The sequence below is a fragment of the Nitrospira japonica genome (genome assembly GCF_900169565.1).
Classification (GTDB): domain Bacteria; phylum Nitrospirota; class Nitrospiria; order Nitrospirales; family Nitrospiraceae; genus Nitrospira_C; species Nitrospira_C japonica_A.
This window is the reverse complement of record NZ_LT828648.1, coordinates 1,348,689-1,371,401: the sequence shown is the minus strand read 5'-3', so window position 1 is coordinate 1,371,401 and position 22,713 is coordinate 1,348,689. Positions and strand designations below refer to the sequence as shown.

The window sequence follows — 22,713 nt, the reverse complement described above, 5'->3', positions numbered from 1 at the left end:
CGATTCAACATTGAACATTGAGCATTCAACATTTATTTGAGCGCTTCCGCGCCTCCGACGATGTCCATCAGTTCCTTGGTAATCGCAGCCTGCCGGGTTTTGTTGTAATACAACGTGACCTTCTTGATGAGCTGCCCGGCATTCCTCGTCGCCCCGTCCATGGCCGCCATGCGCGCCCCGTGCTCCGCCGCCGCGGATTCCAACAGAATGCGGTACGCCTGCACTTGCACGTGCTTCGGGACCAAGGCGTTCAGGAGCTCCGCTTCATCCGGCTCATAGAGATAACTTCCTCCGGTGGTGCCTTCGGCCTGGACCGAACCGAACTCGGCCGCCGCGTCGATCGGAAAAAGCTTTTCGACAATGACCCGCTGCTGAATCGCGGACTTGAATTCGTTATACACGACGTACGCCTCGTCGAAGGTGCCGTTCACAAAATTACTGCTCACGTCGTCGCCGATATCGATGGCGTGCTCAAAGCTGAGTTTATCGAACACACCGGTCCATTCTTGACGGATAGGCCACGCGCGACGCCGGAAATAGTCGCGACCCTTCCGGCCCACGATGCTCAGATTCACCTGAAGTCCTTGCGCTTCCGATTGCCGGAGGAATTCCACGGTCTTCCTGATGATGTTGCCGTTGAAGCCGCCGCAAAGGCCCCGGTCGCTGGTCACGACGAGGATTTCCACTTTCCGGCCTCCGTGCTTCCTCAGCAACGGATGGGCCGTACGGTTGACCCGCCGGCTCAGATTTCCCAAGACGCTGCGCATCTTGTGCGCATAGGGTCTTGCGGCCAGGATGCGGTCTTGCGATCGCTTCAATTTGGCCGCGGCCACCATCTTCATGGCCTTGGTGATCTTCTGCGTATTTTTGAAGGCCGCAATCTTGCGGCGCAACGATTGAAGACTAGGCATACAACGTGCGGTCTATTCTCCGTAAACTCAACACTGACGATTCAACATTGAACGGTGCTACTTGGCCCCATACCCCATCTTCTGCTTGAACGTCGTGAGGATTTCCTTGAGCCGGCCCCCGACCTTGTCGTCGATCTTGCCGATGCTGACGATTTCCTTCTTCAGTTCCGCATGATGTTGCTGAACGTAGTGGAGAAAATCGGCTTCGAACTGTTGAACCTTGTCCACCGGGACGTCGTCGAGAAAGCCGTTCACGCCCGCATAGATGGACAGCACCTGATCGCTCACCGGCATCGGCTTGTACTGCCCCTGCTTCAACAGCTCGACCATTCGGACGCCGCGCGCCAGCTGCATCTGCGTCGCCTTGTCGAGTTCGCTGCCGAATTGCGAGAAGGCCGCCATCTCCCGGTACTGCGCGAGGTCGAGACGAAGGGTACCGGCCACCTGCTTCATCGTCTTGATTTGGGCCGAGCCTCCGACACGCGACACCGACAACCCGACGTTGATCGCCGGCCGGATGCCCGAGTAAAACAGATCGCTCCCGAGATAGATCTGACCGTCCGTGATGGAGATGACGTTGGTCGGGATATAGGCCGAGACGTCTCCGGCCTGCGTTTCGATGATCGGCAACGCCGTGAGACTTCCGCCGCCCAGCTTGTCGCTCAGCTTTGCCGCGCGCTCAAGCAGGCGGGAGTGGAGATAGAACACGTCGCCGGGATACGCCTCGCGGCCGGGAGGTCTCCGCAACAAGAGCGACAATTGCCGATAGGCGACCGCGTGCTTCGACAGATCGTCGTAGACGATCAGCGCATGCTTGCCGTTGTCCCGAAAATATTCACCGATGGCGGCGCCGGCGAACGGGGCCAGGAACTGCATCGGAGCCGCATCGCTGGCGGTCGCCGATACGACCATGCTGTATTCCATGGCGTGGTTTTCTTCGAGGGTCTTGACCACGCGGGCGACGGTCGAACGCTTTTGCCCGATGGCGACGTAGATGCAGAAGACACCCAGGCCCTTTTGATTGATGATGGTATCAACGGCGATGGCGGTCTTTCCGGTCTGCCGGTCGCCGATGATCAGCTCCCGTTGTCCCCGTCCGATCGGAATCATGGCATCGATGGCCTTGATGCCGGTCTGCAGGGGTTCGCGAACCGATTGGCGGGTATTGACGCCCGGAGCCACCACCTCAATACGAGAGGAGTGCTGCGACGTGATCGGCCCTTTACCGTCGATGGGCTGCCCGATGGCGTTCACGACACGGCCGATCAAGGCCTCTCCGACAGGGATCTCCGCGATGCGGCCGGTGCGCTTGACCGGGTCGCCCTCCTTGATGCCGACGTCGTCGCCCATCAGCACGGCGCCGACGTTGTCTTCTTCGAGATTGAGCGCGATGCCGTAGAGGCCGCCGGGGAATTCCAACATTTCGCCGGCCATGGCGCCATCCAAGCCATAGACCTTGGCGATGCCGTCTCCCACTTGGATGACCGATCCGGTTTCCTTGACGTCGACCTGCTTGTCGAAGCCCTTGATCTTCTCTTTGATGATCGCGCTGATTTCGTCCGCTTTGATCTGCATGGCTGCTCCTCTATAGCTGCTATTCGCGCGTCAGCGCTGCCCGCATGGTGTTCAGACGTCCCCGAACAGTGCTGTCGACCACACGGCTCCCGATCTGGATCTGGAGACCGGCCAGTAGGGCGGCATCGGTCTGAAAGGCGACGTCGACTTCGCGCTTCAACGTGTCGCGCAGGCGGGCCTTGATGCGGTCCTGCTCCGCCGACGGAAGTGCGATGGCCGAGGACACCAACACGTGCTGTGTTCCTTTTGAACGATCGACAAGATTGGCAAAGGCTTCTGCGATCTCAGGCAGGAATGCGACCCGATGCTTCTTCACGAGCTGGGCAAAAAAGGCCTTCGCGGCCGGAGGACAGCCCAAACGGTTGCCGAGTTCCGTCAATACGGTGATCTTATCATCGACCCCGAAGGCCGGTGAGGCCACCACGTGGCGGAGGGAGGCGGACTCTTTCATCGCCTGCCCGAGACCGTCGAGGGTACCTCTTGTGGCTTCTATGGACGAGGGGTCGAGAAGCTCGAAGAGTGCCTGTGCGTAACGTCGCGCAACTGCCGTCTTTATCACTGTGCGGGCTCGCTCTTTCCTCTTTTAGACAAACGGGAAGCTTTCGTGCTGAGCGCACGAAAATCGGCGCGCAAAGTTAGCACTGGCTGATGGGAACTGTCAATACGAGAGACTCGGCCGCTGAAATACTAGTCGGCGCGAATGATTCCGCCGCCGAGAACCGCGTCCTCCTGATAGAAGACGGCGGACTGGCCGGGACTCACAGCTCTCAGAGGCTGGTCGAAGCGGATACGAACCGCCGTCTGATCGACGGGCTCAATCGTCGCGAGGCAGGCCGGAGTGGCATGTCGAATTTTGACTTCGGCTCGAATCGGCCCCGTGAACAGTCTTGGATCCAACAAATTGAGATCGTCGACCTGGCAGCTGTCTCGTGCGAGCGAGTCTTCCGGTCCCAAGACGACGATGTTCGTCGCGGCGTGGACTTCCTGGACATACAGTCGCTGGCCGGTCGCCACGCCGAGGCCTCGGCGTTGGCCGGGCGTATAGAACGCAACCCCGTCGTGAGCACCGAGGTATCGGCCTTCACGGTCGACGAAGGCTCCGGCCTTTTTCGCCTCGGGCATTTCTGCTTCGATGAAGGTCCGATAGTCGCCGCGGCTGACAAAGCAGATTTCCTGGCTTTCCTTCAGTTCGTCCGCCGGCAGCCCCAGCGCTTCCGCCTCGCGCCAAACCTCGGTCTTGTGCATCCCCCCTACGGGAAAGATCAGACGAGGCAGCCAGTCGGCACGCAGGCGATAGAGAAAGTAACTCTGGTCCTTCTTGACATCCACGGACCGGTAGAGAGCGGTCTGGCCGTCCCTTTGGCCGGTCCGAACGTAATGGCCCGTCGCGACGTATTGGATACCGCGGGCCTCGGCCAGCTCGATGAGATGCCGCAGTTTGACGCGTTCGTTGCACCGCACGCAGGGATTCGGAGTCGTTCCTTCTCTATAGCCACGGAGAAAATCGTCGATGACTCCCTGCCTGAACGCCTGCCGCGTGTCGATAACCTCATAGGGGATGTTCAGTCTGTTCGAGACGAATTTCGCGATCCCGATTTTGCAGCAGCCTCGTTCCTGCCACTTTTTTGAAACAGGGGCATCATCGCCTTCGGGTTCCCAGACTTGGAGGGTGACGCCTCGAACGTCGTACCCTTGCCGAACCAGCAAGGCTGCGGCCACGGAGCTGTCGACTCCGCCACTCATACCGAGGAGTACAGTCGGACGCGTCATAGTGGGACGTATTCTACCGAGACAGAAGGGAAAGCGCTAGACGAGTGCGGAGAAACGTTTCCTGTCGCTATGAGGCAAGCGTGACGGCGGATTCGTCCGGCCGGCTCTCTAATCCCATGTCGCACATGCCATGAAAGTGCGACCCCTCTTCGATGGCGATCAACGGGGTGCGAATGTCGCCCACCAGGATACCTGGCTTGTGAACGCTGATCTTTTCCGCGGCCGTGATCGATCCGTTGATCCTGCCGCTGTTCATCAGAATGCCCGCCGACACGACCCCCTTGATGACCGCCGTTTCCCCGACGATCAGCATCCCGGTCGTATGGATTTCACCCTCGACGTACCCGTCAACCCGCACGGTGCCGTCGAACTTGACGACGCCCTTGAAGCGGACGTCCTTGGCGAAGAGCGTGATATTGTCGTGACCCTGCACCACCGGATTCTGGCGTTCCTTCAGTGCCCACATATCCTACCTCCCGAGGGTTGTAAGGGATGATGGGCGGTACGCCAGCCGATCGAGGACCAGCGACTACGCACCCACCCGTTTGGTTCCGGAGGCGCTGCTTCCGGTCAGGGTGTGGACCGTCGCGCCTTGAGTCCCCTGACCCATTTCCAGCCCGCCGTTGAACTGCACGCCGTCCTCCATCGAGAGAACCGGCGTCTTGACGCTGCCATTGACGATGGCCGGCGCACGCAGCTTCACGCGCTCGCGCGCAACGACGTCTCCGGTGATCTTGCCTTTGCAGACGATGGTTCCTGCCGTAATCTTGGCCTGAATGATCGCATCCTCTCCGATCAGCAGCGTGCCATCCGTCCGAATTTCTCCCTCCAGCGAGCCGTCGATTCGCACGGTGCCGTTGTAGGAAATCGTGCCCTTGAAATCGACGCCTTTCCCGACAAAGGCGCTGATGTCTTCCAAGCCCTCCTTGACGGTGGCGGATTCCCCCTGAACTTCCTCGGTGTCCTGGTTCACGTCGGTCTGTCGCTTGCCGTCCTGTTTATCTTGTCCCCACATGAGCGCTCCTCCTACATATCGATGCCGGATGTGATCCGAATGTGCTCTAGCGCTCGGAGATCTGGACAGACAGTGCCATCAGTTATCTGATTTGGCAACTAATATGCCGTTTCTCTCGATCGCTACAGAGCGTTGGCGCTGAATCCCGTGCGGTCACTGCAGAATATTCTCCAGAATCCCGTCGAGCTCGGCCGGAGAAAAATAGTGAATGACGATTTTCCCGCCGCGTTTCCCATTGGCAATCGTCACCTTGGTGCCCAACCGCTTTTCCAAACGGTGCTCGACGTCCGACAGCGGAGATCGCCTCACCTCTTTGATCTTGCGCTTCTTCTCGCCGAGGGCGGATTCCACGAGTTTTTCGGTTTCCCGAACCGAGAGGCCGCGTGCCGCGATGAGCTGAGCGATCCGTTGCTGCTCGGCGGGGCTCGACAGTCCTAGAATGACCTTGGCATGCCCGAGCGAAAGCTGATCGGTCTCGATGAGCTGCTGCACCTCCTGGGGAAGGTTGAGCAGCCGGACGATGTTGGCGATGGAAGACCGTTCGCAACCGACCCGCTGGGCAATCACTTCCTGGGTCAGGCCGAATTCCACGACCATACGGTGATAGGCCTTGGCCATTTCCAATGGATTGAGGTCCTCGCGCTGGAGATTTTCCACCAGGGCCAGGACCATGGACTCTTCATCGCTGCAGTTCCGGACAACGGCCTGAATGGTTTCCAGTCCGGCGGCTTTGGAAGCCCGCCACCGGCGCTCTCCCGAGATCAGCTCATACATCCCATCCCCCTTGCGCCGGACGAGGATCGGCTGCAGCAGCCCGCTTTGCTTGAGCGAGGCAGCCAGTTCGTCGAGTTCCTCCGGCGAGAAGGTCTGCCTGGGTTGATATCGATTGGGAACGATCGCATCCACCCGAAGGTGCTGCAGGTCGGCCGCGTCCGGTACGGAAACCGGCTTATTGGAGGGAAGGAGCGCCTCCAGACCCCTACCCAGGGCTTTTTTCTCCATGACCGAGAAACTCCTTGGCGAGAGAGAGATAGGACTGAGCGCCGGTCGACGCCATGTTGTACAACAAGACGGGACGACCATAGCTCGGGGCTTCTGCAAGCGTGACGTTCCGAGGAATCGTTGTCTGATAGACCTTGTCGGTAAAGTGTGCCCGAACCTGATCGGAAACTTGCCGCGCCAACGTATTCCTCACGTCGTACATTGTCAAGACGATCCCCTCGATCGTCAACTCGGGATTGAGTGAATGGCGCACTCGCTCGATGCTGTCGATCAACCGAGTCAATCCTTCCATCGCATAGTACTCGCATTGCACCGGAATCAAGACCGAGCGGGCGGCGCACAAGGCATTCACCGTCAAGATGCCGAGCGCGGGCGGACAATCTAAGAACACATAGTCAAACCGGTCTTCAATCGTACGAAGCACATGCCAAAGCCGGCGCTCGCGCTCATCCATGTTGACCAGTTCGATTTCAGCGCCTGCCAGATCGGGGTTCGAAGGAAGAACGTAAAGGTCGCCGATCTCGGTCTTCTTCAACACTTCATCAATATTATCTTTATTAATCAAACAGTTATATATATTATTCTGAAGCGATCTCGGATCGAGACCGAGACCACTCGTGGCATTACCTTGGGGATCCATATCCACCAGTAAGACTTGCTTACCTTGCAGAGCAATGCCTGCAGCAAGATTGACGGAAGTGGTGGTCTTTCCGACACCACCCTTCTGATTGGCTACAGCAATTGTCTTAGCCATCGATCTCGTTCTCGCCCATCATGATTGACTGTTCCACGTGGAACAGCCTGGTTTATTTTCCGCCGAGAGAACTGTAATCACCCGTTCTCCTGCATCTTCGGGCAACTCAAATTTCTGTTGCGTCTCAATCGCCAATTCAGCGGGAAGGTCCGGTAAAGCCAGGGGCTCCGTTCGGTAGAGCACGATCTTACCGGCAGGAAGAGCCAGCGATACTAATTCCGGTTGCATCTCATCCAGGCGAAGCGCTCTCGCAGTAATGACCTGTGCAGAAGCATCGGATCGCGCCGCATACTCCTGAATCGTCCCAGAAAAAACCTCAACATCTGCCAGCTTGAGTGTCCCGATCAGCGCAGACAGAAATGAGCATTTCTTCTTGTTGGGCTCAATTAATTTGACCCGTAGATCGGATCGGACAATCTTCAAAGGAATTCCAGGGAACCCCGCGCCAGTCCCGACATCAACCAATTGAGCTTGATGAGGAAATGGGATTGTAGATATTGGAATGAGTGAATCGATGAAGTGCTTGATCACGATTTCTCGCGGATTCGAGATGCTTGTAAGATTGATCGTCCGATTCCAGTGTAGGAGTTGAGACAGATACCGCATGAACTGCGCCGACTGAATTCCCGTCAACGCAATACCCATTTTTTCGGCAGAGTGAATGAGAAACCTCTCCAAGTCCCCTTCATGTTCCACGTGGAACACTTACGTGAACCAGTCCGACAGGTCAAGACTGAATATCCGCTTTCTGAGCTGAAACGGGAACGAAAGATGGGCTTTGCCTTTTATGTTTCTCTAGTGCGACGAGAAGGAGAGAGATAGCCGCAGGAGTAACCCCGGAAATCCTGGAAGCCTGACCAATTGACTCGGGCCGGACCTTTTGCAGCTTTTCCCGGACTTCTTTGGAGAAGCCGGGAACCTGATCATATGGGAACGACAGGGGAATCGATTTGCTTTCGAATCGACTTAATCGGGCAATCTGTTGAAGCTGGCGCGTAATATACCCGGCATACTTAATCTGAATCTGGACTTCTTCAATAATCTCAGCATCGTCCTGTCGATCAATATCCAGGCTTTCCAGTAATGCCTCATAACTCACTCCCTGTCGTCTCAGCAATTGTGCCAGGGTCGATGTATTGGAAAGGTCTGCAATACCGGCCTTAGCTAGACGTAACCGAACATCTTCCGTTGGATTGAGGCGAAGGCTCTCTAACCTATCGATTTCATGGGAAATTGCCTTTTGCTTGCGGAGAAAACGGGCGAAGATCCCTTCTGAAATCAGGCCAATCTTCTGACCTTCCTCGGTCAAGCGAAGATCGGCATTCCCATGGCGAAGCAGGAGGCGATACTCGGCGCGCGAGGTAAACATGCGATAGGGTTCTCGAGCATCCTTGGTAATTAAATCATCGATCAGAACCCCAATATAGGCCTTCGATCGATCGAGAACCAACGGAGGGTTCCCTCGCAGCTTCAAAACGGCATTGATGCCGGCCATCAACCCTTGGGCGGCTGCTTCTTCATATCCGGACGTTCCATTGATTTGTCCCGCATGGTACAGCCCCTCAACCAGCTTGGTTTCCAAGGTCGGATGCAGCTGCCGTGGCGGGAAATAATCGTATTCGATCGCATAACCAGGCTTGAGCATGATGGCCTGCTCCAAGCCAGGAATGGTCTTGAGCATTGCCGCTTGTACATCGACAGGTAGGCTGGTCGAGATGCCATTGGGATAAAACTCTCTGGTTTCCAGGCCTTCAGGTTCGATGAAGACCTGATGCCGCTGCTTATCGGCAAACCGGACCACTTTGTCTTCGATCGACGGGCAATACCGTGGTCCTGCAGATTCAATCACACCTGAGTAAAGCGGTGACCGATCCAGATTTTTTCGAATAATGTCGTGCGTACGATCATTCGTGTGCGTCAGGTGGCAATCCCGCTGCGGGGTCCGTATTTGATCAGTCCGATATGAGAATGGCGGAGGCGGCTGGTCTCCGGGCTGAGGAATCATCACGGAAAAATCAATAGTATTCCTATCCAATCGTGGCGGCGTACCGGTTTTCAATCGACCCACTTCAAAGCCAAAGTCTCTCATGCAGTCGGACAAATGTTCCGCCGATGCTTCGCCCGCCCGCCCGGCCGTAAAATGTTGCAAGCCGATATGGATCAGGCCCTTAAGGAACGTGCCTGATGTCAGGAGGACCGCCCCGGTGCCCAGGCGCTCGCCGGATTGCGTCACGATGCCGGTGACTTTGCCGCCGCTGGTCAGCACCCGATCGACCGTTCCTTCACCGACGGTCAATCCACGCTGGCGGTCCAAGGTCGCCCGCATGGCCTCCCGATATAGCCCTTTGTCGCACTGCGCTCGTAACGCCCGCACTGCCGGCCCCTTGCTCGTGTTGATGAAGCGAAATTGAATACCGGCCAGGTCGGTGTTTCTGGCCATCTCGCCTCCCAATGCATCGATCTCCTTCACGAGGTGCCCCTTGGCAATGCCGCCGATCGCAGGATTGCAGGACATCTGCGCGATGCGCTGCGGGTCCATGGTCAATAGGAGTGTCCGTGCACCCATCCGAGCCGCGGCCAATGCGGCCTCACACCCGGCATGACCGCCTCCCACCACAATGATCTCGAACTCCCGCTGATCCATGTTCCTTCCTATTTGCCGATGCAGAACTCCGCAAACACGCGCTCAAGAATCTCGTCGGTCGTGATCGTCCCCGTGATCTCCCCCAATGCCTCCGCCGTTGCCCGCAAATCATCGGCGATCAATTCAACGGCCGCCCCCTGACCGAGCGACTCCAACGCCTGGTTCGCAGCCTGCGCGGCCCGTTGCAACGCCGCTTGGTGCCGCACATTGGTGACGATTACCGCCTCGGCGGCATCGCCTCCGCCGGACATCAATTGCCCGCGAAGCTCCGTCCTCAAGCGATCCAACCCCGCGCCGGTCGCAGCAGATACCGGACAAATCAGGCTATGAGAGGCTAGCTCCTCAACTCGAACGACAGGGGAAAGATCCCCCTTATTCACCACGATGATCCGAGGCCTCTCTCGCACAGCGTCCATCACCTGCCGGTCCTCGTCGGTAAGAGCCTGGCTCCCGTCCAACACCACTAACGCGAGGTCCGCCTCTTGCTGCGCGAGTTTCGTGCGACGGATCCCTTCCAATTCCACGGGATCTTCGGTCTCTCGAAGACCAGCTGTGTCTACCAAATGGATACGCACACCCTCCAGATCGATAGACTCCTCGATCACATCCCGTGTGGTCCCCGGGGTCGCTGTGACAATAGCCCGATCCTCCCGCAATAACTGGTTCAACAAGCTCGACTTCCCCACGTTCGGTCGCCCCAGGATGACCACCCGAGCTCCCTCCCGCAAAACTTTCCCCATTCGAAAAGACCGGGAAAGCCTCCGGATCATGAGTATGGCATCTTGGATCGTGCGACGAAGTTCCTCCCCGGTGACGAAACTGATGTCTTCCTCGACAAAATCAATTCCCGCCTCGACATGGGCCAGCAATCCCAGCAGTGCCGTACGGATCGATTCGACTTCTCTAGCCAGCGCGCCTCGCAACTGTCGCTGCGCGACGTGTAGGCTTGCGGCCGACCTGGCACGCACCGTATCCAATACGGCCTCGGCCTGCGACAGATCTACGCGTCCGTTCAGAAATGCCCTTTTCGTAAATTCACCCGGCTCAGCAAGCCGCGCGCCAGCTTCGACGCAAGCCTGGCAGATCAAGGACAGAATCAATCCTCCTCCATGTGATTGGATTTCGACGACGTCCTCACCCGTGAACGATCGCGGCCCCTTCATGTATACCACCAGGGCTTCGTCAAGAAACCGCATCGGACTCGCCTGCGAGTCCATTTCATGGATCGTCATCGACGCGGGAGGCACCACATCGGCAAGAAGTAATGAATGGGTGGCCGCTGCCCCCAGCAGCCGGCCGGAGCGTAACCGAACCACCACGCCGGCGATCCGAAGCACGTCAGGCCCGCTCAGCCGGACGATCCCGACGCCCCCTTCGCCAACCGGGGTCGCGACCGCGCAGATTGTGTCATCGAGCGATCCGCGCATGATCACCGAAGACGAGATTATTTCGCCGGCTCAACTACCAGAGGCTTCGCGAAGAACAGACGGTCGGTCACGATCTGTTGCGTGATGGTCAGAACGTTGTTCGTCAACCAATAGAGGACCAATCCAGCGGGAAAATTGATGAACAAGAAGGTCATAAATGCCGGGAGCATGAGCATGATCTTCGCTTGCGTCGGATCCATGGTCGTCGGGGTGATTTTCTGCTGAAGCACCATCGTCGCGCCCATGATGATCGGCAGCACGTAGTACGGATCCTGCACCGACAGATCCGTGATCCATCCAAAGAAGGGGGCCTGCCGCAGATCGATGGTCATGTACAAGATATTGAACAGCGCGACGAAGACCGGCATTTGCAGCACCATCGGCAGGCATCCCCCGACGGGGTTCACCTTGTGATCACGATAGAGCTTGATCAACTCCTTGTTCAACCGGTCCCGATCGTCTTTGAATTTTTCCTGAACCGCCAAGACTTTCGGCTGGATCACCTGCATCTGCTTCATGGACTTGTAGCTCTTGTACTGCAAGGGCACGAATAACAGCTTGATGCCCATCGTGAGCAGAATAATGGTGACCCCGTAATTGTGGGTGTACTCGTTGATGAAGCGCAGGACATAAAAAATCGGTTTCGCGACGGCCTTGACGACGCTCCAGCTTCCGAATATGAACCATCCGAAATCGATCGTGTCTTCCAGACCGACGTTCAACGAACGAAGCGTGTCGTATTCCTTGGGGCCTGCATAAAGCCTGAGCCGATTAGCCGTTCCATCTCCGATCGCCGCCGTCTTCACGCTTGCGGAGACCACCTTGTCGCTTTCCTTCCTCGCCAAGGCCGTCGTCCCGCGTTGCGGCATCAAGACGCCGATGAAATACTTGTCCTGCAGCGCGACCCACTGCACCGATCCTTTCCGCTCCAGTTGCGCGTCCGGTGTCTCCTTTTCGACCTTGCCATCCACCAGGGAGGCGGGACCGATCGAGCCGATCATGCCGTCGCCCCATTCGACGATACCGAAATTCGTCCCCAAGACCACTTCATACGGCTCGGTGGCCCCCTGTACCGTCACAACCACGTCCACTTCATAGCCGCCGAAGTGAAAGGTCAGCTGCTTCTGGACCATCAACCCGGTCGCCGCGTCATGGAACCGCAGCGTCACATGGCCTTCCGGGTGGGAGGCATCCAATTTCACGAAATCACTGTCCAGGGAGAACACTCCCTCGCGCACGGCCTTGTCCGCCGTGGCGTCCGCCAGCACGACCGCGAGAGGGCCCCGGAACTTCCCGTTCTGGTGGACCAGTTCCACCCATTTCTCCTCGGTCGGCGCACTGCGATAGTGCTTCAGTTGCCAACTGGAGATTGTGCCGCCTCGCGCGCCGAGCACGACACGCAGAACGTCCGTCTCGACCGTCAGTTTACCGTCGGCCGTCGCAGGCACAGGGTCCGCTTTTGCCACGGCGACATCAACCTCGGGATTGCCGCGAACCGGAGCGCTTAAGGGCCCGGGCTCCGCGGATTGCCGGGTCGGCGCATTGTCGACCGGTTCCTCCTGAACGGAGGCGGATGGCGGCAGCCATCCAAACTCCTTGAGCAGCCAGTCATAGCTGAGGATCACGGCAATCGACAGAATAAGAAATATGACGACGCGCTTTTCCATGAGCCTTCCGTAACTCCGCGCTAATCCTTTACCGGATCATGTCCCCCGGGATGAAAGGGATGGCATTTCAAGAGACGACACACCGTCAACGCCGCCCCGCGCCCCACACCGAACCGGGTGATGGCCTCGGACGCATAGGCGGAACACGTCGGTTCAAAACGACAGGCGGGCCCCAGCCATGGAGAAATCCCGTAGCGATACCCGGCGAGTGCAGCGAGACAGAGCGCTCGTATTCCGTCCTTCACACAGGTCGTGACGCCTCGGCCTCGCTGCGAAAGAGTCTTTGTCGACTGAGCGTCGAACACCATATCGCCCTCAAACGTTCAAATGGCAATTCCAGAACTTCGCGCTTCGGAAATACCAGGAGCGCGTAGCCTTCCACCAAGTGTTCGGACGCGTGCCTCGTCAGCTCACGGAACAGACGTTTGGCTCGATTCCGCCGCACCGCCGGTCCAAACCGCCTCCCGACGACGATCCCGACGCGGGTTTTCGTCCCTTCGATCTTGCAAATCAGCAGATTGAACAGGCTCGTCGACAGACGACGCCCGTGCTGCTTGACGTAATTGATGTCACGACTGGCGCGAAGAAATCGTTCACGCCTTTCTCGTCTGATCCCTGTCATGCCGACACACCCTGCGCAGCACCCGCCCAGGCTGCCCCGGTCTACAAGGCTGAGCGTGACCGCACCGAACCATGCTGGGGAGAAACTTCCCGAATGAGGGAATGAACGGAGGACAACGGGTGCTCGCGATGCTCGGCGGTATCCTGGCCGGATCTTCAGCTACACGGTCAATCGAGCCCGCCCCTTGGCACGACGGCGAGCCAATACCTTGCGACCGTTCTTGGTCGACATACGTTTGCGGAACCCGTGCTCACGCTTCTTCTTCAAATTTGACGGCTGTTGAAAGGTAAATGACATCCTAGTACTCCTTGGATCCTTCGATCATTTGCAAACGAACGGTGCATTATAGGTAGGGGTCTCGTACCTGTCAAACCGCGTCGCCTCAGTCGCTCGCGCCCAATCCTTCCAGTCCGCTCATCATGGATGCTAGGCATGCTTGTTATGGAGGCATACCAGTAAGCCATTGAAAAGCCGGTCAAATTGAGGCGATTTTGTAGACCTTTCCACCCGACTACGCTAGACTGCCCCAGAGTGCCGTCAAACCGATTGCCTCGACAGCGGCAATCGCCAATGTTTTCAAGCAAGACGGCGATTTCTCATGGACCATACGGTGGCACTGCCTTTGCGAACATTCTTGTATTTGCCCCGCATACATACGACATCGTTCGCACCGCTTACACGGAAGAATCCTGCACGATCCACCGAACGCTATCGGTGACTGAAGGAGGAGAGCTCATGGTCAAGCCATGGACAGGTTTCGTCATCCTATATGTTCTGCTCCTCGGCGGCTGCGCCCAACCCCCCGCCGACCAAATCACTTCGGCCGAGCAGGCGATCAAGGATGCTCAACAGAGCGGCGCGGCCACGTATATCGCAGACGAGTATGCCAAGCTCGAAGGCGGCATGGCCGCCATCAGGAAGGAAGTGGCGGACCAGGAAGCCAAGTTTGCCTTGTTCCGGGATTACGGAAAAGTCGATCAGTTGGTCGCCACGGTCAAGACGGATGCCGAACGAGTCAAAACCGACTCGCTCAAGAAAATGGAAGAAGCCAAGATGGCCGCCGTTCAGGCTCATCACGCCGCAGCAGACGCCGTCAAGCATGCCGCCGATCTGATCGCCGCAGCCCCGGCCGGTAAGGACCGCGCCGCCCTTGAGTCGATCAAGACCGACGCGGAGGCCTTAAAGGCCTCGCTCAACGACGTCCAGATGATGATCGACAAGTCGGACTACCTGACGGCTCAGACCAAAGCCAAGGCCATTCAGGAAAAGAGCCAGGCGCTATCTCACGAAGTCGAGACGGCGCTCGCGAAGATCGGGAAAGCCAAACCCGTGCGAACCAAGAAAAAATAAGGGGACATTGCGTCGTGGCGACAGGGTTTCATACAAGCGGGCTTCTTCGGTCGAGCATGGCGGCCTTGGTCCTGTCTTGTCTGCTGACCGGTTGTGTGAAGACCGTCCCTGAAGAGGCTGTGCAAGCGGTCGCTTCCGTCGATCGCGATCTGGTCCGATTGCGCGCTTCGGAGATCGCCCCGGACGAGTATGCGCGGTTCACCCAACAGTGGATGATTCTCAAGGCCCGCGTCGAAGCCGAAGACGACACGATTCAGTGGCCTTGGGAACCGAACGACTTGGAATCCGCGCTACGCGGGTTGCATGAGGAGGGGCTTCAAGCCGTCAGTCGATTGGCCGAGCAGCGAGAATCGCTCCGGCACGCGGCCGAGCAACAGCTCTTGCGCGCAGAAGACCGTGCACGCGCCCTCGCCCGGAAAGTCGGCGCGATCGACAGCCGCTTGGTCCTCGGCCGTAATCCGGTGGAAACGGAGTTGCTGCTCAAGCAAGCCCGCTCGTTTTACCAACAGGGGGAGTATGCTCACTCGCTCGCGGCCTCGGACCAGGCCGCCCAAAGACTGGCGACGCAAGCCTCGTTGTTGAATAGCGAACTCGGCCACTACGCCAATCGCGAACGCATTGCCCGCTGGCAGCAGATGGTCAAGGAAACCGTGGACTGGTCGCGCACGCACCGCACCTCCGCCATCGTCGTCAGCAAGGCGGACCGCCGTCTCATCCTCTATAGAAACGGGCAGCCGGTGCTCTCATACTCGGTCCGTCTCGGCTTCAACGGCATCCGCGAAAAACGTTACCAGGGGGATGGCGCCACCCCCGAGGGCCGCTACCGCGTGACGACGAAACGCGGGCAAGGCCACACGCAGTTCTTCCGCGCACTGGTACTGGACTATCCCAATGCCGAAGATCGGCGGCGGTTTCTTCTGGACCGTAAAACCGGACACATTCCCGATTCGCGCGGCATCGGCGGTCAAATTGAGATTCATGGCACACAAAATGAGCTCATGGCGGCGTCACTGGGCTGCGTCATGCTCGAAAACCCGCAAATGGCATGGCTGTTCAACCGGGTCGACAAGGGCACCCCGGTGACCATCGTCGGCGCGCTCGACGAGCAAAACTCCGTGGCCCTTGTGCTGGCCGACCTCCGCAGCCATGCGAATGAAATATAGTGGCATTCCATGAAGCAAGGCCGATCGCTCCTCGCCTCAGGTTTCGTCGCTTTCCTCCTGCTCAGCCTAGCGCACAGCACCCTACGGATCGAGCCGGAGCGCTCTGATGCATCCCCGACCATCAGTGATCCGGCCGCGCTGCTTGCCCTGCAAACCCGCTATAGATCCTTGACGCGACAACTCACGCAACTGACTCCAAGCCGTCCGTACATCGTCGTGGACACCGCGAGAAACCACTTGTTCATCAAACGCCGCGATCGGATCATGTTGGACGCCATTGCTTCGACGGGAAGCGGCACGATTCTCGACAAGCCCGGTGAAACCGCCGGCCAATGGATCTTCGATACGCCACGAGGCGAATTTTCTGTTCAATCCAAGCTGGTGAATCCCGTCTGGGTCAGACCAGACTGGGCCTTCGTCGAAGAGGGCCTGGCCGTTCCTATCAGCCAGGCCGATCGAGTGGAACCCGGCGTGCTTGGCGCGTACGCACTGGGTTTCGGAAAAGGCTACTTCATCCATGGCACGCTCTACCCGAGGCTCCTGGGAAAGAACGTGACGCATGGCTGCATCCGGCTGAACGACGACGATTTGAAGAGCGTCTACCAACTTGCGCGCGTCGGCACGCCGATCATGATCTTCTAGCCGAGTGCGGAACCACCCGGCCTTCTCATTCATTGCCCGCTCCACACCAGTCTCCCATACCGGCCCGATGAAATCTGCTCGACCGTTAGGTATGTCGAATCTTCACAGGGCACCGCGAGCCTGGGAATGCGCAATCGTCCTCCTGCTGATGGTCTGGTGCATCACGACGCCGCACCTCGCTTGGGCGGCCGAATTCGAGAATCCGTTCGACGTGAACATGAACGATCCGGCCGCCCTGCACGAAGCGACGCGTACGCTGGTCGAGGAAGTCAAACTGGCTGCCCGGCCACAGACCTATCTTTTGATCGATCTTGCCGCCAAAGCCGTCGTTCTCAAAGCCCGCGGCGTGGAACTCCATCGCCTTCCGATCATGGAATGGTCCGCAGACTCTCAGGAGAAGATGACCGGAATCTTCCGTCTCACCGTACGGCCGGCGGTCGCCCGGCGCAAAGTCGATCCGTCGGGAACGGAGCAGGAACCGATTTCTTTGACCGATATGCCGGCTTCCTATGACCTGCTGTTTTCTCCTCCGCTGGCACTGACCGTTGTATCTCCCGCGGAGCAGGCTCCGGTTCGGTGGAGCGTTCTTCGCATGAAACGCTGGTGGCAATGGCTCAATAGCCAAATTCGCGCCCTGGCCTCGCGGTCCGATACGCAAGCCGACCCCTCCATCGCGCTCACGTTGGCCGAAAACGAGGCCCAATCCCTTGCTTGGTCATTGACGGACGGCATGCCTGCGATCATTCGACGCACGAGTCCACGCTGAGCGATCTGAGGCGTTGCCTTTCCGTTTTTTGGACAATAAGATACTTCGACGAGGTCCCTATCCCGCCGGAGGACATACGCCACCGATTCCGTAAGGAATACCGGGCAGGTCACAATCGTCGGAGATGCCATGACCATGCGACCCGACATCCGCATCAGCCCGGACGCCGGGTGGGCAGACGCCACGGCGATATTGCTGCGCGAATTGGGCCGCCAAGCGATCCGACTCCGCGGCCGCTTCCTTCTTGCACTCTCGGGGGGCTCGACACCGCAGCGTCTGTATCAGGCGCTGGCTCAACCGGCCAAAAGCCAGACGGAGATGGACTGGCACCGCACCGTCTTTCTGTTCGGTGACGAACGATGCGTCAGTCCGGATCATCCCGACAGCAATTATGGAATGGCTCGCGCCTCGTTATTTGCTCCGCTGGACATCCCTCCCGGGCACGTGCACCGCATGTCGGGCGAGAATCCCGATCCTCGCGCCGCAGCCGACGAGTATGAACGTTCACTCCGCACGGTCGTGGGCTGCACCGAGCCGGAAATCCCAAGCCTCGATCTCGTTCTTCTTGGCCTGGGAGAGGACGGCCACACGGCTTCGCTGTTTCCCGGCACCACCACGCTGCTGGAGTCCCATCGTCTGGTGACCGTCGGACGATCACCAAAGGGAATTCCTCTGCGACTCACCCTGACCCTAGGTGTGATCAACCGCGCGAGTGTGATACTGTTTCTGGTCACCGGCTCGACGAAGGCGCAGATCGTTCGCCGCATTTTGGCACCGCAGACCGCCGCTGATCGTGCCCTGCCGGCGGCCCTTGTGACACCGGAACCGGGGCATCTGATCTGGATGCTGGATCAGGCGGCCGCATCCGAATTGCCAAGCCACAACAAGCCGACTTGATGAGAGGCCGTCATGATCCTTGCTGGGGACATCGGAGGAACCAAAACCCATCTGGCGCTCTTCGACTGGAAGGACGAACGCACCGAGCCGATCCGCACGGAATCTTTCCCCAGCAAGGAATACGCATCCCTCGAAGAGATCCTTGAGGAATTCCTCACTCCCCGTACCCCATCCGCGGCGCCGCTTGAGATCGCGGCTCCCACTGCCGGATCCGGCGAGCCATCAGTGTCTTCCATGCCCCCCGAACCCACGCGTATTACCGCCGCCTGTTTCGGCGTTGCGGGGCCCGTGATTCAAAACTACAGCCGAACGACCAATCTCCCCTGGGTATTGGATGGAGACGCCCTGGCGAAACGTTTCGACATTCCCGCCGTCCGGCTGCTGAACGACTTGGAAGCAACCGCCCATGGCATTCTGCTCCTTCGCCCGGAGGAGCTCCACACCCTGAATGCCGGCACCCCTCCCACGCATCGTCAGGCCATCGCCTTGATCGCCGCGGGAACGGGACTGGGAGAATCCATTCTCTTTTGGGACGGCGCCCGATATCAGCCCATGCCCTCGGAGGGGGGACACACGGATTTCGCACCCAATAACGACAATGAAATCGACTTGCTCCGCCATGTGCGAAGCCATTATCTGCACGTGAGCTACGAACGCGTATTGTCCGGCCCCGGTATTCACGCGATCTATGAATACGTGCGCGATACCAAAAAGAACGAGCCGACCTGGCTGGCGGAGAAAATCGCGGCCGGCGATCCCGCTGCGGAAATCGCCGCAGCCGGCTTAAAGGGCCAGGCGGAGATCGCCACGCAGACCCTCGATATGTTCGCGTCGATATTCGGAGCCGAAGCAGGAAACCTCGCGTTGAAGGCCATGACCCTCAACGGTGTCTATGTCGGAGGCGGAATCGCTCCCAAACTTCTGCCGAAGCTGACCGACGGTGCGTTCATGCGCGGCTTTACGAACAAGGGACGCTACAAACGTCTGATGAGCACCATCCCCGTCTACATCGTGCTGAACGACCGAACCGGTCTCATCGGAGCGGCCGCCACCGCGGCACGGTTGGCTCAATCATGAGCGATACCGATCTCAGCGCGTATAAGCGCTCGGCCGCCCTGACGGCGCTGGACTATGTGAAAGACGGCATGGTCCTGGGGCTGGGCACGGGATCCACCGCCAAAGAATTCATCATGGCGCTGGGTACAAAAGTGGCGGCCGGCATGAAACTGCGCGGGGTCTCGACTTCCCGAGAAACGGCGACGCTGGCCGACCGGTCAGGCATCGTCTTGCTCGATGACAACGACCATTGGCCCATCGACGTGGCCGTCGACGGCGCGGATCAGGTTGATCCCTCCTTCAACCTGATCAAAGGAGGGGGAGGGGCCCTGTTGAAGGAAAAGATCGTCGCCGTCTCCGCCAAGCAATTCATTGTGCTGATTGATTACACCAAACGCGTGCCGTTCCTGGGAAAGACCTTTCCGCTGCCCATCGAAGTCATTTCATTCGGCTGGCGCAACACGGCCCGCGCTATTGAAGCGCTGACACGCAGCCGCGTGGTTCTGCGGGAACAGGCCGGTGCGCCCTTTCGAACGGAATCCGGGAATTTGATCGTGGATACCCATATGGCTCGAATCGACAATCCGCGCGAACTCGACGCCGCTCTTCACCATATCCCGGGCATTGTCGAGACCGGCCTGTTCATCGACTGCGCCGACGTCTTGATCGTCGGAACCCCTCAGGGCGTCGAAACCTACCATGCCACAAGACCGTGATCTCGTCGGTCGACGAGGTCTGTTCCGCATGCTCGCCCGGACGGGGTCCGCTCTGTTCACCGCCACCCTTGCGTCAGGCCTGCACCCGCGTTCCGTACAAGCCGATGTCACGGCCTCGATGACACCGCCAAAGGAGAATGCCATGAGCCATGAGACGCCGACCGTCGGCGGCGATCCCTACCGCCTGCCGCGCCATGTCATACCGGTCAGATACGACTTGCGCCTTGAGCCGGATCTGGCGGCGGCCGGATTTCGGGGCCAGGAAACCGTCACACTGTCGGTGTCGGAACCCACGACATCACTGCTCCTGAATGCCGCCGATCTCGTCATTGAACATGCAAGTCTGGAAGGCCCCGGAACGGACCGGATGGAAGCCGTGATCGAGTTGGAAGAATCGTTGGAACGCTGTCGCTTGACCTTTCCCAAGACCGTCACTCCCGGACAATGGCGGTTGCAACTGTCCTTCCTCGGCACACTCAACGACAAGCTTCGAGGTTTCTATCGCAGCACCTATACGGACGCCTCAGGCAAGGTCAGAACCCTGGCGGCAACCCAGTTTGAAGCCACCGATGCAAGACGCGGGTTCCCCTGTTGGGATGAACCCGACTTCAAGGCGGTCTTCTCCGTCACCTTGGCCGTCGATCCGGCGATGACCGCCGTGTCGAACGGCCGGGTCGAGTCCGAAACAATGGAACAGGGCAAGAAGGTGGTTCGCTTCGCCGACACGATCACCATGTCGACGTATCTGGTGGCGTTCATAGTCGGACACATCGAATCCACCGCCCCGACGTTCGTCGGGAAGACCCCAGTTCGAATATGGTGCGTGCCGGGGAAGCAGGAGCTCGCCTCATTCGGTCAAGACATCGCCACCGCTTCTCTCACATTTTTCGAGGAGTATTACGGCATTCCCTATCCGGGCGACAAACTCGACCTCCTGGCCATTCCCGATTTCGCGTCGGGAGCCATGGAGAACCTCGGCGCCATCACGTTTCGCGAGACCGCATTGCTCGTCGATCGACGCAACGGAACGCACGGTGAGTTGGAGCGCGTGGCCGACGTCGTCGCCCATGAAAACGCCCACATGTGGTTCGGCGACCTCGTCACCATGTCCTGGTGGAACGGTCTATGGCTTAACGAAGCCTTCGCCACCTTCATGGAGATGATGGCGGTGGACGCCTGGAAGCCGCAATGGAAACGGTGGGATACCTTTTGCATTTCCAGGGCCGCGGCTCTCTCCGTCGACGGTCTCCTCAGCACCAGACCCGTCGAATATCCCGTTCGCGCCCCGAAGGACGCGGACGCCATGTTCGACGTCCTGACGTACGAAAAGGGCGCCTCCGTCCTCCGGATGCTCGAACAACATATCGGGCCCGGCGTATTTCGCAGCGGCGTCCGAGACTACCTTCGCCGGCATGCGTACGGCAACGCGGACACCAACGACTTGTGGGTAGCTCTTGGCGATGCCGCGAAACACCCGGTGCCGGCGATGATGAACGGCTGGATTTTCCAGCCCGGCTATCCTCTCGTCACCGCCGAGCTCACCAGCGAGACGACGCTGACGCTCACGCAGGAACGGTTTGCCTACCTGCCGGCGAACTCGCCTTCCTCGTCGACGCCCGCACCAAGCTGGCAGGTGCCGATCCAGCTTCGCGTGCGGTCAAAGGGTAAGAGCCAAACCGTGAAACTCCTCATGACCGAACGGAACACGCGCCTGACGATCGCGGCGGATCCGGAATCCGTACTCGTCAATGAAGGGGGCCACGGCTTCTATCGCGTCCGGTACGGCCCCATGCTGCGCGGTAAGCTCCTGGCGGCCGGCCTCGCGGGGTTGGCTTCGACCGAACGCTTCAATCTGATCAACGACTCATGGGCCACGACGGTCGCCGGGCTGACATCACTCGCCGACTATCTTGAGCTGACGGGCGGGTTTTCGGAAGATCGAGACAAGAACGTCTGGGCCATCCTTCTCGATTCCTTCGCCTTCCTCAACCGGCTCATCGAGCCGGATCAGCGGCCGGCCATCCAAGCCTTTGTACGACGGCGGGTGCACCCGGCGCTTTCGGCCGTCGGATGGACGGCGGCGCCAGGAGAAGACGACTTGATCCGGCAGCTGCGAAGCGAATTGGTGGGAGCGATGGGCCGTCTCGGCAACGACCCGGTGACGCAAACACGTGCCGCGGAACTATACGAAGAGTCCAAACGAGATCCGGCCGCCGTCGATCCCAACCTGGTCCCGGCACTGGTCTCCATCCTGGCTTTTACCGGCGATGACGCGCGATACGACGAATTCGCCGACCGGTTTCGAACGGCCAAGACCCCGCAGGAAGAGCGCCGCTATCTGTTCTCACTCACGGCATTCCGCCAACCGGACTTGCTGCGAAGGACACTGGAGCGCACGCTCAGCGGACAGATCCGCCTTCAGGACGCCCCCGCGATCGTCAGTGCCGTCATGGGAAACGTCTACGGCAAGGAGCTCGGGTGGGAATTCGTGAAGGCCCACTGGGATCAAATGGACCGTCAATTTCCCAAACAAGGGCTTCGCCGCATGTGCGGAGGCATCACGGCGCTTGCGACCCCGGCGCTCGAGGCCGACGTCAGGGCGTTCTTTTCTTCGAGACGGATCGACCTGGGCGGGAAAACCTTGGAGCAATACCTGGAACAGCTTCGCATCACGGTGCGTTTCCGAGAGCAACATGCCTCGAAACTTCATCAGCTCTTGCTCGCGCATACGTGAAG

The 22,713-nt window shown here is 58.9% G+C and carries 23 protein-coding genes; 8 read left to right on the top strand and 15 right to left on the bottom strand.

The window, feature by feature from the left end:
* Window positions 1-32: 32 nt before the first annotated feature.
* The 15 genes from atpG to rpmH form a co-directional block, all read right to left on the bottom strand.
* Window positions 33-911, bottom strand: a complete 879-nt coding sequence (gene atpG, locus NSJP_RS06480) for an ATP synthase F1 subunit gamma (RefSeq protein WP_080886099.1) — start codon at window positions 909-911, stop codon at window positions 33-35.
* Window positions 912-968: 57 nt separating this feature from the next.
* Window positions 969-2,486, bottom strand: coding sequence for a F0F1 ATP synthase subunit alpha (atpA, locus tag NSJP_RS06475; protein WP_080886098.1), 1,518 nt, complete (start codon window positions 2,484-2,486; stop codon window positions 969-971).
* A gap of 19 nt (window positions 2,487-2,505) precedes the next feature.
* Window positions 2,506-3,045 (bottom strand): ATP synthase F1 subunit delta, encoded by a 540-nt coding sequence (atpH, locus tag NSJP_RS06470; RefSeq protein ID WP_080886097.1) that lies wholly within the window; start codon window positions 3,043-3,045, stop codon window positions 2,506-2,508.
* Window positions 3,046-3,173: 128 nt separating this feature from the next.
* Complete coding sequence (mnmA, locus tag NSJP_RS06465; protein ID WP_080886096.1) at window positions 3,174-4,256, bottom strand: tRNA 2-thiouridine(34) synthase MnmA; 1,083 nt, start codon at window positions 4,254-4,256, stop codon at window positions 3,174-3,176.
* A 67-nt stretch (window positions 4,257-4,323) separates the two neighbouring features.
* Window positions 4,324-4,722: a bactofilin family protein gene (locus tag NSJP_RS06460; protein WP_080886095.1), complete on the bottom strand. Its 399-nt coding sequence runs from the start codon at window positions 4,720-4,722 to the stop codon at window positions 4,324-4,326.
* Between the two features lie 63 nt (window positions 4,723-4,785).
* Window positions 4,786-5,271 carry a bactofilin family protein gene (locus NSJP_RS06455; protein ID WP_080886094.1) on the bottom strand — a complete coding sequence of 162 codons (486 nt, stop codon included), beginning with the start codon at window positions 5,269-5,271 and terminating at the stop codon, window positions 4,786-4,788.
* 153 nt (window positions 5,272-5,424) lie between these two features.
* Window positions 5,425-6,273, bottom strand: a complete 849-nt coding sequence (locus NSJP_RS06450) for a ParB/RepB/Spo0J family partition protein (protein WP_080886093.1) — start codon at window positions 6,271-6,273, stop codon at window positions 5,425-5,427.
* The gene (locus NSJP_RS06445; protein ID WP_080886092.1) at window positions 6,251-7,027 is read right to left on the bottom strand and encodes a ParA family protein; all 777 of its coding nucleotides are present in this window, start codon (window positions 7,025-7,027) and stop codon (window positions 6,251-6,253) included. The genes NSJP_RS06450 and NSJP_RS06445 overlap by 23 nt, the downstream gene beginning before the upstream one ends.
* An 18-nt stretch (window positions 7,028-7,045) precedes the next feature.
* Entirely contained in the window at window positions 7,046-7,723 is a 678-nt protein-coding gene (gene rsmG, locus NSJP_RS06440; protein ID WP_155969942.1) for a 16S rRNA (guanine(527)-N(7))-methyltransferase RsmG, read from the bottom strand.
* A 31-nt stretch (window positions 7,724-7,754) separates the two neighbouring features.
* On the bottom strand, window positions 7,755-9,671 hold the full coding sequence (mnmG, locus tag NSJP_RS06435; RefSeq protein WP_080886090.1) for a tRNA uridine-5-carboxymethylaminomethyl(34) synthesis enzyme MnmG: 1,917 nt from the start codon (window positions 9,669-9,671) through the stop codon (window positions 7,755-7,757).
* 8 nt (window positions 9,672-9,679) lie between these two features.
* A complete protein-coding gene (gene mnmE / locus NSJP_RS06430; protein WP_080886089.1) occupies window positions 9,680-11,098 on the bottom strand; it encodes a tRNA uridine-5-carboxymethylaminomethyl(34) synthesis GTPase MnmE in 1,419 nt (472 codons plus the stop codon).
* 17 nt (window positions 11,099-11,115) lie between these two features.
* Window positions 11,116-12,765, bottom strand: a complete 1,650-nt coding sequence (gene yidC / locus NSJP_RS06425; protein ID WP_080886088.1) for a membrane protein insertase YidC — start codon at window positions 12,763-12,765, stop codon at window positions 11,116-11,118.
* A 20-nt stretch (window positions 12,766-12,785) separates the two neighbouring features.
* The gene (yidD, locus tag NSJP_RS06420; RefSeq protein WP_231989500.1) at window positions 12,786-13,010 is read right to left on the bottom strand and encodes a membrane protein insertion efficiency factor YidD; all 225 of its coding nucleotides are present in this window, start codon (window positions 13,008-13,010) and stop codon (window positions 12,786-12,788) included.
* Window positions 13,007-13,387, bottom strand: coding sequence for a ribonuclease P protein component (rnpA, locus tag NSJP_RS06415; RefSeq protein ID WP_080886086.1), 381 nt, complete (start codon window positions 13,385-13,387; stop codon window positions 13,007-13,009). Before rnpA ends, yidD begins: the two co-directional genes overlap by 4 nt.
* Window positions 13,388-13,546: 159 nt before the next feature.
* A complete protein-coding gene (gene rpmH, locus NSJP_RS06410) occupies window positions 13,547-13,684 on the bottom strand; it encodes a 50S ribosomal protein L34 (protein ID WP_080886085.1) in 138 nt (45 codons plus the stop codon).
* A gap of 438 nt (window positions 13,685-14,122) precedes the next feature.
* Between rpmH and NSJP_RS06405 the strand changes: the two genes are divergently transcribed.
* The 8 genes from NSJP_RS06405 (at window position 14,123) to NSJP_RS06370 (ending at window position 22,711) form a co-directional block, all read left to right on the top strand.
* Complete coding sequence (locus tag NSJP_RS06405) at window positions 14,123-14,737, top strand: hypothetical protein (RefSeq protein ID WP_080886084.1); 615 nt, start codon at window positions 14,123-14,125, stop codon at window positions 14,735-14,737.
* A gap of 14 nt (window positions 14,738-14,751) precedes the next feature.
* Window positions 14,752-15,900, top strand: a complete 1,149-nt coding sequence (locus NSJP_RS06400; RefSeq protein WP_155969940.1) for a L,D-transpeptidase family protein — start codon at window positions 14,752-14,754, stop codon at window positions 15,898-15,900.
* Window positions 15,901-15,909: 9 nt separating this feature from the next.
* Window positions 15,910-16,542 carry a L,D-transpeptidase gene (locus NSJP_RS06395; RefSeq protein WP_080886082.1) on the top strand — a complete coding sequence of 211 codons (633 nt, stop codon included), beginning with the start codon at window positions 15,910-15,912 and terminating at the stop codon, window positions 16,540-16,542.
* 91 nt (window positions 16,543-16,633) lie between these two features.
* Window positions 16,634-17,308, top strand: a complete 675-nt coding sequence (locus tag NSJP_RS06390; protein ID WP_080886081.1) for a hypothetical protein — start codon at window positions 16,634-16,636, stop codon at window positions 17,306-17,308.
* Window positions 17,309-17,437: 129 nt separating this feature from the next.
* Window positions 17,438-18,205: a 6-phosphogluconolactonase gene (gene pgl / locus NSJP_RS06385; protein WP_080886080.1), complete on the top strand. Its 768-nt coding sequence runs from the start codon at window positions 17,438-17,440 to the stop codon at window positions 18,203-18,205.
* A gap of 12 nt (window positions 18,206-18,217) precedes the next feature.
* Complete coding sequence (glk, locus tag NSJP_RS06380; protein ID WP_080886079.1) at window positions 18,218-19,282, top strand: glucokinase; 1,065 nt, start codon at window positions 18,218-18,220, stop codon at window positions 19,280-19,282.
* Window positions 19,279-19,977, top strand: coding sequence for a ribose-5-phosphate isomerase RpiA (rpiA, locus tag NSJP_RS06375; RefSeq protein ID WP_080886078.1), 699 nt, complete (start codon window positions 19,279-19,281; stop codon window positions 19,975-19,977). The genes glk and rpiA overlap by 4 nt, the downstream gene beginning before the upstream one ends.
* Window positions 19,961-22,711 carry a M1 family metallopeptidase gene (locus NSJP_RS06370; RefSeq protein ID WP_080886077.1) on the top strand — a complete coding sequence of 917 codons (2,751 nt, stop codon included), beginning with the start codon at window positions 19,961-19,963 and terminating at the stop codon, window positions 22,709-22,711. The genes rpiA and NSJP_RS06370 overlap by 17 nt, the downstream gene beginning before the upstream one ends.
* The last annotated feature ends 2 nt before the right edge of the window (window positions 22,712-22,713 follow it).

What these genes read in the sequence shown, in the direction of transcription:
- pgl (WP_080886080.1), top strand. Translation starts at nt 17,438, where the DNA reads ATGACCATGCGACCCGACATCCGCATCAGCCCGGACGCCGGGTGGGCA.
- rpmH (WP_080886085.1), bottom strand. Translation starts at nt 13,684, where the DNA reads ATGTCATTTACCTTTCAACAGCCGTCAAATTTGAAGAAGAAGCGTGAG.
- atpG (WP_080886099.1), bottom strand. Translation starts at nt 911, where the DNA reads ATGCCTAGTCTTCAATCGTTGCGCCGCAAGATTGCGGCCTTCAAAAAT.
- NSJP_RS06445 (WP_080886092.1), bottom strand. Translation starts at nt 7,027, where the DNA reads ATGGCTAAGACAATTGCTGTAGCCAATCAGAAGGGTGGTGTCGGAAAG.
- NSJP_RS06405 (WP_080886084.1), top strand. Translation starts at nt 14,123, where the DNA reads ATGGTCAAGCCATGGACAGGTTTCGTCATCCTATATGTTCTGCTCCTC.
- rpiA (WP_080886078.1), top strand. Translation starts at nt 19,279, where the DNA reads ATGAGCGATACCGATCTCAGCGCGTATAAGCGCTCGGCCGCCCTGACG.
- atpA (WP_080886098.1), bottom strand. Translation starts at nt 2,486, where the DNA reads ATGCAGATCAAAGCGGACGAAATCAGCGCGATCATCAAAGAGAAGATC.
- mnmE (WP_080886089.1), bottom strand. Translation starts at nt 11,098, where the DNA reads ATGCGCGGATCGCTCGATGACACAATCTGCGCGGTCGCGACCCCGGTT.
- NSJP_RS06370 (WP_080886077.1), top strand. Translation starts at nt 19,961, where the DNA reads ATGCCACAAGACCGTGATCTCGTCGGTCGACGAGGTCTGTTCCGCATG.
- yidC (WP_080886088.1), bottom strand. Translation starts at nt 12,765, where the DNA reads ATGGAAAAGCGCGTCGTCATATTTCTTATTCTGTCGATTGCCGTGATC.
- glk (WP_080886079.1), top strand. Translation starts at nt 18,218, where the DNA reads ATGATCCTTGCTGGGGACATCGGAGGAACCAAAACCCATCTGGCGCTC.
- rnpA (WP_080886086.1), bottom strand. Translation starts at nt 13,387, where the DNA reads ATGACAGGGATCAGACGAGAAAGGCGTGAACGATTTCTTCGCGCCAGT.
- NSJP_RS06390 (WP_080886081.1), top strand. Translation starts at nt 16,634, where the DNA reads ATGTCGAATCTTCACAGGGCACCGCGAGCCTGGGAATGCGCAATCGTC.
- mnmA (WP_080886096.1), bottom strand. Translation starts at nt 4,256, where the DNA reads ATGACGCGTCCGACTGTACTCCTCGGTATGAGTGGCGGAGTCGACAGC.
- NSJP_RS06460 (WP_080886095.1), bottom strand. Translation starts at nt 4,722, where the DNA reads ATGTGGGCACTGAAGGAACGCCAGAATCCGGTGGTGCAGGGTCACGAC.
- NSJP_RS06450 (WP_080886093.1), bottom strand. Translation starts at nt 6,273, where the DNA reads ATGGAGAAAAAAGCCCTGGGTAGGGGTCTGGAGGCGCTCCTTCCCTCC.
- NSJP_RS06455 (WP_080886094.1), bottom strand. Translation starts at nt 5,271, where the DNA reads ATGTGGGGACAAGATAAACAGGACGGCAAGCGACAGACCGACGTGAAC.
- NSJP_RS06395 (WP_080886082.1), top strand. Translation starts at nt 15,910, where the DNA reads ATGAAGCAAGGCCGATCGCTCCTCGCCTCAGGTTTCGTCGCTTTCCTC.
- mnmG (WP_080886090.1), bottom strand. Translation starts at nt 9,671, where the DNA reads ATGGATCAGCGGGAGTTCGAGATCATTGTGGTGGGAGGCGGTCATGCC.